This window comes from Geomonas sp. (genome assembly GCF_035254065.1).
Taxonomy (GTDB): Bacteria; Desulfobacterota; Desulfuromonadia; order Geobacterales; family Geobacteraceae; genus Geomonas.
In genome coordinates this window covers 1-9,956 of record NZ_DATFBA010000342.1, presented here as the reverse complement: position 1 = coordinate 9,956, position 9,956 = coordinate 1, and the positions used below count along the sequence as shown (strand labels likewise).

Genomic DNA, 9,956 nt, shown 5'->3' with positions numbered 1-9,956 from the left:
CGCCGCCCTGGGCATGCGCTTTTACACGGGCGCCATGTTCCCCAAGGAGTATCAGGACGCCATCTTCATCGCCGAACACGGCTCCTGGAACCGCAGCAAGAAGATCGGCTACCGGATTTCGCTGGTGCGCCCGCAGGCAGGCAAGGGGGGGAGTTACCAGGTCTTTGCTGAAGGGTGGCTCTCGCGCGATAGCCCCTGGGGGCGCCCGGTGGACGTGCAGGTGATGCCGGACGGCAGCCTGCTGGTTTCCGACGACCGGGCAGACGCTATTTACCGGATCAGCTATCGGAAGTGACGGTGTTGATAGGGGGTGGTGACGGGGGGTATGAGGGAGGCACGACTGCCTAATCCACGCAGCGGACCACCAGCACGGTGATGTCATCAGGTTGCGGGTCGGGCTGCCCGGTCAGGGCCATCAGGGCGTCGACCATCTCCTGGGCGCTGCTCTTGCCGGCCAACTGTTCAGCAAGGATCTGGTTGTTAAGCTCCAGCTCTGGTTTGGCGTCAATCACACCGTCGCTGTACAGGACAAGCACGTCCCCCTTCTCCAAGGCGACCACTCCCTCCTGGTAGACTTCTCCCCCCTGCACGCCGAGCGGCAGTCCGCGCGGAGAGAGGCCGTCGACCGTACCATCGGCGCGCCTCACGAAGACGTAGCCGTGGCCGCAGTCGACGAACGAGAAGGTCCGCTGGTCGCTGTCCAACTGTCCGTGGAAAAGGGTTACGAAGCTCTCCGAGTTCTCCAGATCGGCAAACAGCGCCTGCTCAGCGAGGCGCAGGGCCTGGGCCGGAGAGTTGTAGAGGGTGACGGCGTGCAACGCGGCCCTCACCGTTGCCATCAACATGGCGGCCGCCATCCCCTTCCCCATCACATCCCCGAGGGTCAGGTAGATGAGATTCGGCGAGACCTGCTGCCAGTCGTAAAAATCCCCCCCCACCTGCTTGGCGGGAAGGCAGCGGGCAGCCACGTCGAAGCCGGCGATCTGCGGATACGTGCGGGGGAGGAGCTTGGCCTGGATCTCGGCGGCGTAGCGCAGCTCGACCTGGAGCTGGTAGCGGCGAAGCTCACTGTCACGCAAGGCGGCCTCGGCTTTCTTGCGCTCGCTGATGTCCCTGAAGATAGAAACGTTGCCAGTCGCCACCCCGTAACGGTTGAAGCGTTTCATGGCGTACTGCTCGCCGATGAAGATCTCGCCGTTCTTCCTGCGGAAATGAAGCTCCAGCAGTTTTCCCTTCACCGACCCCTCTGCGTCAAAGACCTCTTTGCCGGTCTTCAGGAAGTCGTCTTCGTTGGCGTACAGGATGGCGCTGCTCTTCTCCACCACGTCCTCAGTCTGATAGCCGAATACCTCGCGCAGGGCCGGTTGATTGACGTGGAGAATGGTGCGGCTGTCGTCGGTGACCACGATGACATCCCGGATGCTGTTGAAGAGGTTGCGGTAATCCTCCGCCCGCTTCTCGATCTCAGCGTACGCCTGCTCCAGCTCCTTTTCGGTCTGCCGCTGCTTGGCCCGCTCGTGCGCTTCGGTGAGGGCGCGCTGGACTGCTGGCCCCAGCCGCGCGAGCTTGGTCTTCAGGACGTAGTCGGTCGCCCCGCTTTTCAGCGACTCGATGGCGGCCTCCTCGCCGAGTTTGCCGGAGACGAAGACGAAGGGGATATCGGGCAGCCGCTCACGGACCATCAGCAGCGCCGTCATGCCGTCGAAGGCAGGCAACGCGAAATCGGCGAGGATCAGGTCCATGCCACCCCGGGTGAGGGCCGCCTCGAACTCTTCGCGCCGCGAGACCACCTGGACTTCGCAGGCCAAGCCGTCCGAGGCAAGGGTCATCTGCACCAGTTCGGCGTCCATCGGATCGTCTTCGAGATGAAGTATCCGCAGCCTCTGCGTCATTTGTCGGACCTTTGTAGCCATGCTGAGGGGGGCGGTTCGTTGATGATGGCCCAGAAAGCACCAAGCTCCTTGACCGCGTTGATGAATTCACTGAAGTCGACCGGTTTCACCACGTAGGCGTTGACACCCAGCCGATAACTCTCTATCACGTCCCGCTCCTCGCGCGACGAGGTCAGCACCACCACCGGGATGAACTTCAACCTGTCATCGGCTTTGATGGTGCGCAAAACCTCCAGTCCGTCCACCTTGGGAAGCTTCAGGTCCAGCAGGATTACCGCGGGATTGGCCTCCTCCACGCCGGCGAATTTCTCCCGGCGATAGAGATAGTCCAGCGCCTCTGCCCCGTCCCGGACCAGATCCACCCCGTTGGCCAGATGGTGCTCGGCCAGCGCCTCCATGGTCAGTTCGGCGTCGTTAGCGTTGTCCTCCACGAGGAGAATCCTTTTCAATTTCACCATGGCTGCTACCTCGTTCCTACCACTTCCGTCAGGGTGAAACTTCTTCCCTGCCGCCCCCTTAAACTGCTTGCCGGTCTCGTCCTTGGAAGCTGCCCTGACTCGGAGTTGAGGTTTCGACTTAGCGTCCATGACGGTCTCCATGGGACCGGCTCTCCTGCTCCAATTTCTTCGCTAACCGTACATCGCTTACCTTCTCTACCAGACAGGGCGCCTTCGCCAACTGACCTTAGTGTACCACATTCTCAGTATCGCCAGCTAAATGGCAAGCCGCTCTGACACAGGCGGCGGGCTATGAGATTGTTAACGTCTTCTTATGAGTGGGTGGCCGGTTCGGGACGGTGGTCAGACGGGAGTAGGTACAGTGCAGCGGAAGCGTACAGCACTTAAGGAGGGGATCACGCAAGGTCCGGTGAGAGGCGCGCCGGTTGGCGGAGTAATCGGTGGGATGAGGGCTAGATGGGCCCGCAAGCTTCAGCGGCCTTCGCCATCACCTTTGGCAGTGCCGTAGGAACCCACGCATCCACGTGCCACTCCGGGAGTACCGGCCGGTACGAAAGCTACTTCGTCACCTGGCTGGATACAGTGGTCAAGGCTGTAGATCTGGTGATTGACGAACACAGCCTGCACATTCTCCATGGGAAGATCCAGTTCGCTGGCGAGCACCCTCGCCGCGCATCCCTGGGGGGGAATGGCCACCTCGGTCTCTGACGGCAGACCGTGTTCCTGTCTGAATACGTGCAGTGCGCCGAACATCCGAACCGTGGTAGTTGTGTCATGAGACATGAGCAACACCTCTCGATCTGTGATTCGTGCAGATATGGAAGGTTCAAGAGCGGGAGATATATCTAGCGGAAACTGGAAGCGAAGTTATAGCTGGAGATATCAAAGGTATACCTCCCGTGCCGGATACTGTCAACACGGCGTCCACAGCTAAATGGCATGAATGAGAAGAAATTCCCCCGAAATCTGGTATATCTATTAAGTCTGCAATAACGGTGCAATGACTTATTGAAAGGAGATGATATGAAACCTGTTTCCGTATCGACCATCACTATGACACTGGCGGTTTCCCTGCTGACAGTATCCTCCTGGGCTGCCGACCAGGTAAAGATGCCCCCCGCCTCCGGCCAGAACCTCGGCGCCGTCACCGGCGGACACTTCGGAAAGGCTCAGCCGGTCATCCAGAAGAGGTGCGTCTCTTGCCACAGCGAGAAGGTGATCGAGCAGGCCATGGCGGCTGGCAAGGACATGCAGGCGATCCAGCATCGCATGGAGCAAAAAGGGGTGAAGCTTTCCGCCAACGACCGCACCGTGCTGGGGGTTTTCTGGAAGGAGAGCCCACTGAAGAAGAAGTAGCCGCTAAGCTGACGCGCTCCACCAGCCGTGGTAGCTGAAGGGGACGTGGTGGGTCAGGCGCACGGTCGCGATCGGCCCGTCCTGCACCCGCTCCGCCCTGAGGATGGCCAGGTAACTGAGCCTGCTGTGACTGTCGTAGACCTCGGCCAGCAGCCAGCCGGGTTCCCCGGCCTCTGCCGGGTGGTAGGCCCGGCCCGGGACCGGGACGAAGACCGGCTCCGTCACATACACGCCCGCCCCGAAATCGTAGCGGTCGATTCCCCCGCTCAGCATGTCGATACGGCAAACCTTGGTCCAGAAAAAGTCCCCCGGCCTGGTTTCCAACTGGTACCCGTACCGGTAGCTGTGGCAGCGATGCAGCTCGTTCACCCTCGGCCACTCGTAGTTCCCCGGAGCCACCACCTCTGCGCGGATCGACCTGGAGGCCGGGTTGATCAGATAGCGTCGCACCTCCCCAGGCGAACTGTACTCTCCCTTGCGCCCCTGCATGACCGCCGAGGCAACCGGGTCCGCCCCCACGAAATGGTCGGGATTGCCGTAACCTATAAAGTCGGCGACAATCTCCCCTCCCCTTTGGTAGGCGTTCACCGAGTGCCACATGTAGCACGCCTCTGTTTCCAGCAGCACCGGCGCGGCTTCCCCCTCCCGTTCAAGGACCATGACCAGGTTCCCTTTTTCCGGATGCCAGCTAAGCGCCTCGACCATGCTCTTGCGGCCGAAAAAGACGGCCCAGAAATCTATCTGCACCGGATGCAGGGAGAGGATGAAATGCCGCTCGGCTACGAACCAGTCGTGCAGGTAGACGCTACGCGGCATGCGGAGCGAGCGGTGCATCTTCAAGGCCCCGTCCGGCTTGAAGACGGTGATGTGGAGCTGCGGGTTGGGGCCGTAGAGCACCCCGAAGTGGAGCCATTCGCCTGAGACGGGATCGAACTTGGCGTGAGCCGCGTAGATGGTGAAGCCGTCCGGTAGCCCCAAGGTGGAGATCCCGGCCGTCTGCAGGGTGCCCGGATCAAGCTGGTAAGGAAGGGCGCACTCGTCAAAGGCGTAGAGCTGGCCCCGCCACGGGAAGACCGTGATGCCAGCCTGTCCCTGGAAGCGCGACCGCATGAAGTTGGCCCACATGCCGCCGGGGGCCTGGGTGCTCCAGCTCGGATAGATGAAGTGCCCCGCTTTCTCCTCCTCGACGAACTTCCGGGTCCGCACGAACCTGTTCCGGTAATGGACCCCCGATTCGTGGAAGGTGAAGGACTGCACCAGGCCGTCGCCATCCAGCAGGTTCCGCTTGCGGTAGCCACCCCGGTCGAAGAGGCCGGGACCGTTGCGGTACAAGGTGCCGCGCACCCCGGCGGGAATGCTTCCTTCCACCCGGGCCTCGTAGCTGTGTTCCGCGGACAGCGTGGTGGCCAGGCCCAGGTAGGGGCGGGAGGCATCGCCGAAGTCGGGGAAGACATCCTTCTTGAGCGGCTGGCTGGTGGCGCATCCTGTCAAGGCGAGTGAGGCTGTGGCCTGCGCACCGAGGAGCAGTACTTCACGACGGGACAACATAGCGGGATCCTTTGAAGGAGATGGTTCTCGGGGACAGCTCCAGTCTACCAATTCTTGTCCCACTGACAAATGGGCGGCGCCATCGCCAAGGCCCGGAGCCGTGGCAGCGGCTCCCCCCACAGAGTCGCGGGCACATCATGTGTGTTATAATTACCCATCGTCAATTAGAGAATATCTACACAAGGACCATCCATGGCGGATAGCGGGCATGACGAAAACCGGAGAGTTCAGATCAGGCGGCTACGCAGCTACGCCGTCTGGCTGGGCGCCTTCTGGACCATGCTGGTCGCCACCTCGCTCATCGTCGATTACCGCCAGCTAAAGGAAGAATCACTTTTCATCACCCTCGCTGAGGCGCGGGCGGCGCTGGAAAAAGATCTTCTCTACCGCAGTTGGGCCGACAGCTACGGAGGGGTCTACGCCCCCGTCACCGGCAACAACCAGCCAAACCCATACCTGGCCGACCGCCCCGAACGCGACATCACCACCCCCACCGGAAGGCAGCTAACCCTTGTCAGCCCTTCAACGATGATACGCCAGGTCTTCGAGATGGCGCGCAATCGCCCCGAACTGAGCCAGGGGCACATCACCAGCCTGATGCCGCTGCGACCGGAAAACGCCCCGGATCCCTGGGAGGCGAAGGCTCTGAAGGAATTTCAGCACGGGGTCCCCGAGGTGAGCGAGATCCAAGTCATCAACGGTGAGCCGTACATGCGGCTGATGCGCCCGATGATGGCGCACGACCCCTGCATTCGTTGTCACCACACCGACCACCGCACCGGACAGTACGCGGTGAGAGGCGGCATCAGCGTCTCGGTCCCGGTCACCGGGGTCCGGGTGGCCATGCGGCTGACCATGCTGAAGGTCGCCGTGGGGCACGCCCTGTTCTGGATCCTGGGCCTGGTCGGGATTGGGCTGGGGGCCAGGAACCTGATCAGGAAGGCGGCCATCCTGGAGCAGAGTGAGCTCCGCTTTAGGAGCACCTTTGAGCAGGCCCCCATCGGGATTGCCCACATGTCCCCGGACGGCAGGCTCATCCTGGTCAACCGGCGCTTCTGCGACATCGTCGGCTGCCCGCCCAGCAAGATGCTGCAGCGCACCATCCAGGAGATCACCCACCCCGACGATCTGGACGCCTTCCTGCAGCACGTCAAACTGCTGATCGATGGCGCGATCAAGGTCTATACCGCGGAGCAGCGCTACAGCCGGCCCGACGGCTCAGCGGTCTGGACCATCCTCACCCTCTCCATGGTGCAGGGGGCCAAGGGCGTACCCTCCTACCTGATCGGCGTGGTGGAGGACATCACCGAGCGGCAAAAACTGGAGGAGCAGTTGCACCAGTCGCAGAAGATGGAATCGATCGGCGCGCTGGCCGGAGGGGTCGCCCATGACTTCAACAACATCCTCACCGTCATTATCGGCAACGCAGCGCTCATGCAGATGAACCTCTCCCGGGAAAGCCCGCTGATGCCCTACCTCCAACAGATGCTGGATGCGGCGGAGCGCGCGGCCGGCCTTACCCGCGGCCTGCTCGCCTTCAGCAGGAAGCACGCCATCACCCTCATCCCCGTCGACTTGAACAGTGTGGTGCAGGACATCAAGAAGCTTTTGCTGATGGTGATCGGCGAGGAGCACGAGTTGGTGATCACCCCTTCCCCGCAAAAGCTGACCGTGCTGGCGGACGTGGGTCAACTCGAGCAGGTCCTGATGAACCTCGCGGTGAACGCCCACGACGCGGTCCCCAAGGGGGGGAGGATCACCATCTGCACCGGTTCCGAGACCATCGACGTGGAGGCCGCCACCGCCGCCAGCGTGAGTCCCGGCAACTACGCGACTATCGTCTTCTCGGATAACGGCAGCGGCATCCCCCCTGAGCACCTGGAGCGGATCTTCGAGCCCTTCTTCACCACCAAGGAGCAGGGGAAGGGGACCGGCCTGGGCCTTTCCATCGTGTACGGCATCGTGAGGCAGCACAACGGTCACATCAAGGTCTACAGCGAGGTCGGCTACGGCACCACCTTCAGAATCTACCTGCCGCTGACCCGGGAGGCTCAAGCCAGGGAAGAGGAGGCTGCCCACCTCTTCCCGCGCGGGACCGAGACCATCCTGGTGGCGGAGGACGACGACAACGTACGCAAGATCGTGGTCGATGTCCTGGAGGCCTACGGCTACCACGCAATCGTGGCGATGTCGGGGGATGACGCGGTAAATAAGTTCCGGCAGCACCAGGATGAGATCGCCCTGGCCTTCGTGGACGCCATCATGCCGCGCAAGAACGGGTGGCAGGTCTACGAGGAGATCCAGCGGATACGGCCGGGCACCAAAGTGCTGTTCACCAGCGGCTACACGGATGAGATCATCAGGAAAGAGAACATCATGGCTGAGAAGGCGCAGATCCTCACCAAGCCGGTCGCGCCCTCCTTGCTGCTTACCAAGATCAGGGAGTTGCTCGACTCCTAACCAGCGGCGCAGGCTGCCCCGCCGGCCCCGTCTCCCTACCAGCCGGCGCCTTTCCAGCGCTAAAATCAAGGGTAACATCGAGCGGTATCCCCCTCCGTTCCTCCATGACCCGGATGAGCTTGGCAAAATCCGTCCTCCCCAGCATCCCTTTATCAGCCAGCCTTTGAACAACATCACCGACGGTGACTAAGGACCGATCTTTGCGGTGGGCTTCCAGGAAGATCCGATGCCCCTTGGTCCCGATCTTAACCGGCTGGTCAATGATCACCACCGGGGTACCTTTGGCAACTACCCTGAAGAGGGTGACGATGTCCTCCGGGTACAGCCTCAGACAACCGTGGCTGGACCTTCTCCCGATTCCCCAGGGGCGGTTGGTACCGTGAATGAGGATGTCATGTGAAGAAAGTCGCAGGGCGTGGCTCCCCATGGGGTTATGAGGGCCGGGAGGCATCACCTTCGGGAGCATGGGCTCCTTTTTACGGATCGATGGGGGGACATGCCAGGCGGGCTTGACGATCTTCTCCACGACGTGGTAGCCGCCAAGCGGGGTGTCGGTCCCCTGGTCGCCGATCCCAAGCGGAAAGGTAAGGACCATCTGACTCGGCGGCTTGGGCAGATAGTACAGCCGGAATTCCGGGAGGTTGATCACCACGGAGGGACGCGAGGACAGAGTGGGAAGAATCCAGGCGGTCGGAATAGTAATCAGGGTCCCCGACTCCGGGACGAAAGGGTCGATTCCAGGATTGGCGGCCATGATCTCGTTAAAGCCGACATCGAACTTCCGGGCAATCTCGATAAGGGATTCCTTCTTTTTGACCTGGTAGTGCTGGAGGTGGCCGAGGAACCCCTCGTGGATGGGGATAACCTCGGCAGGCAGCAGTTGAGGCGTGATCAGCAGGGCGAACGCCAGCACGCTGATCAGCACCCCCTGCCTGCCAAGATATCCGCATGTATGGTCCACAGCACTCCTACACTATTTCTTCTGGCCCAGTTCGAAGACTTTGGCAGCCTTCGCAGCGGCCGTTTCCGCGCTCTTGGCGGCGGCCTCGGCCCTTTGGGCGGCATCGGCAGCCCTGCGCTCCGCATCGGAGATCATGGTACGGTCGGCGGGATTCAGTTCCACGTTCTTGGGATTAGCCACTTGGCTCTCCAAGGCGCTCATGCGTGACTCAAGGCCACCAGTACGTGCCTCGAGCGCGCTGACTTTCTTCTCGAGCTCAGCTGCCTTAGACTCCAGGATCTTCGTCTGGCAGGAAATGGGGTCGATTTGTTTGTTGACATACTCTTTGGTTGCACAGCCGGAACAGAGCAGGAGCACTGACAACCCTAACAAAACGCACCTTTTCATTGAGTGCCTCCCTTAGTACTGCTTGATATATGATTCGATTGACGGTCCAAGAGAAACAAGAAATGAGCGTGGCAAGCTGCCATGACAACGGAGTTGGTTCGTGTCACAGAAGCGGACGGCACAATTGTACCAGCTATCAAGCTTACCTCATCTCAAGCTGTTAGAAAGGCACTTTTTCCAGGGAGTGCAGCCGCTTGACGGTACCAAGCCACTCTGTATCCTTTTCTAGTTGCCATCACACTCACTCTGGAGGTACCCCATGGAATTCAAACTGACCTGCCCCGCCTTCAACCACGGCTCCCAAATCCCGTCCAAATACACCTGCGATGGAGAAAACACCAACCCGCACATGGTCATTCACGGCGTGCCGGACAGGACAAAATCCCTGGCGTTGGTGGTAGAGGACCCGGATGCACCGGCCGGCCTGTGGATCCATTGGGTGATGTGGAACATCTCGCCTGAAGTGAAGGAAATAAAAGAGCACACGGTTCCGTTTGGAGCCAAGGAAGGAATAAACACCACCAAGCATGTTGGTTACACGGGGCCCTGCCCGCCATCCGGGACCCATCGCTACTTTTTCAGGCTGTACGCGTTGGATATGAAGTTGGACCTTCCACAAACCACCCAGAGGGATGACTTGGAAACTGCCATGGCACAGCACATCCTCGGAACGACGGAATTGATGGGAACCTATTCGAGGAGCAATGAGGGACCGGTGTGACGGCCGCAGAAAAAGCCGCTTAAAGCTTGGTTCTGCCCTAAACGCAAAAAAGCCCCATCCTGGTGGATGGGGCTTTTTCAATAAATTCCCTGCGGCGACCTACTCTCCCACACAGTTACCCGTGCAGTACCATCGGCCCTGAGAGGCTTAACTTCCGTGTTCGGGATGGGAAC

Annotated in this window: 10 protein-coding genes and 1 rRNA gene; 4 read left to right on the top strand and 7 right to left on the bottom strand. The window is 60.7% G+C overall.

Going from position 1 to position 9,956, the window contains the following annotated elements; genetic code table 11:
• On the top strand, positions 1-295 hold a 295-nt coding region (locus VJ604_RS15925), incomplete at its 5' end, for a PQQ-dependent sugar dehydrogenase (RefSeq protein WP_414652455.1).
• Between the two features lie 49 nt (positions 296-344).
• Here the strand turns inward: VJ604_RS15925 and VJ604_RS15920 are convergent.
• The 3 genes from VJ604_RS15920 to VJ604_RS15910 form a co-directional block, all read right to left on the bottom strand.
• Positions 345-1,892, bottom strand: coding sequence for a SpoIIE family protein phosphatase (locus tag VJ604_RS15920; RefSeq protein ID WP_324084219.1), 1,548 nt, complete (start codon positions 1,890-1,892; stop codon positions 345-347).
• Entirely contained in the window at positions 1,889-2,479 is a 591-nt protein-coding gene (locus VJ604_RS15915) for a response regulator (RefSeq protein WP_324084216.1), read from the bottom strand. The genes VJ604_RS15920 and VJ604_RS15915 overlap by 4 nt, the downstream gene beginning before the upstream one ends.
• Positions 2,480-2,821: 342 nt before the next feature.
• Positions 2,822-3,103 (bottom strand): MoaD/ThiS family protein, encoded by a 282-nt coding sequence (locus VJ604_RS15910; RefSeq protein ID WP_324084215.1) that lies wholly within the window; start codon positions 3,101-3,103, stop codon positions 2,822-2,824.
• A gap of 270 nt (positions 3,104-3,373) precedes the next feature.
• On the opposite strand from VJ604_RS15910, the gene VJ604_RS15905 reads away from it, so the two are divergent.
• Entirely contained in the window at positions 3,374-3,706 is a 333-nt protein-coding gene (locus tag VJ604_RS15905; RefSeq protein ID WP_324084213.1) for a cytochrome C, read from the top strand.
• 3 nt (positions 3,707-3,709) lie between these two features.
• On the opposite strand, the gene VJ604_RS15900 is transcribed toward VJ604_RS15905, so the two are convergent.
• Positions 3,710-5,254, bottom strand: coding sequence for a carotenoid oxygenase family protein (locus VJ604_RS15900; protein ID WP_324084211.1), 1,545 nt, complete (start codon positions 5,252-5,254; stop codon positions 3,710-3,712).
• 192 nt (positions 5,255-5,446) lie between these two features.
• Between VJ604_RS15900 and VJ604_RS15895 the strand changes: the two genes are divergently transcribed.
• Complete coding sequence (locus VJ604_RS15895; RefSeq protein ID WP_324084209.1) at positions 5,447-7,714, top strand: ATP-binding response regulator; 2,268 nt, start codon at positions 5,447-5,449, stop codon at positions 7,712-7,714.
• Here the strand turns inward: VJ604_RS15895 and VJ604_RS15890 are convergent.
• Together VJ604_RS15890 and VJ604_RS15885 are read right to left on the bottom strand one after the other, a co-directional pair.
• On the bottom strand, positions 7,692-8,675 hold the full coding sequence (locus VJ604_RS15890) for a L,D-transpeptidase family protein (protein ID WP_324084207.1): 984 nt from the start codon (positions 8,673-8,675) through the stop codon (positions 7,692-7,694). The two genes, VJ604_RS15895 and VJ604_RS15890, sit on opposite strands and share 23 nt — an antisense overlap.
• Positions 8,676-8,687: 12 nt before the next feature.
• Positions 8,688-8,855, bottom strand: a complete 168-nt coding sequence (locus VJ604_RS15885) for a hypothetical protein (protein ID WP_324084205.1) — start codon at positions 8,853-8,855, stop codon at positions 8,688-8,690.
• A 466-nt stretch (positions 8,856-9,321) separates the two neighbouring features.
• Here VJ604_RS15885 and VJ604_RS15880 point away from each other — a divergent pair, with 466 nt between their 5' ends.
• Positions 9,322-9,783: a YbhB/YbcL family Raf kinase inhibitor-like protein gene (locus VJ604_RS15880; protein WP_324084204.1), complete on the top strand. Its 462-nt coding sequence runs from the start codon at positions 9,322-9,324 to the stop codon at positions 9,781-9,783.
• Positions 9,784-9,869: 86 nt separating this feature from the next.
• Here VJ604_RS15880 and rrf read toward each other — a convergent pair.
• Positions 9,870-9,956: ribosomal RNA gene (gene rrf / locus VJ604_RS15875) — 5S ribosomal RNA — on the bottom strand; the annotation flags it as partial.

What these genes read in the sequence shown, in the direction of transcription:
- VJ604_RS15920 (WP_324084219.1), bottom strand. Translation starts at nt 1,892, where the DNA reads ATGACGCAGAGGCTGCGGATACTTCATCTCGAAGACGATCCGATGGAC.
- VJ604_RS15915 (WP_324084216.1), bottom strand. Translation starts at nt 2,479, where the DNA reads ATGGACGCTAAGTCGAAACCTCAACTCCGAGTCAGGGCAGCTTCCAAG.
- VJ604_RS15910 (WP_324084215.1), bottom strand. Translation starts at nt 3,103, where the DNA reads ATGTTCGGCGCACTGCACGTATTCAGACAGGAACACGGTCTGCCGTCA.
- VJ604_RS15905 (WP_324084213.1), top strand. Translation starts at nt 3,374, where the DNA reads ATGAAACCTGTTTCCGTATCGACCATCACTATGACACTGGCGGTTTCC.
- VJ604_RS15900 (WP_324084211.1), bottom strand. Translation starts at nt 5,254, where the DNA reads ATGTTGTCCCGTCGTGAAGTACTGCTCCTCGGTGCGCAGGCCACAGCC.
- VJ604_RS15895 (WP_324084209.1), top strand. Translation starts at nt 5,447, where the DNA reads ATGGCGGATAGCGGGCATGACGAAAACCGGAGAGTTCAGATCAGGCGG.
- VJ604_RS15880 (WP_324084204.1), top strand. Translation starts at nt 9,322, where the DNA reads ATGGAATTCAAACTGACCTGCCCCGCCTTCAACCACGGCTCCCAAATC.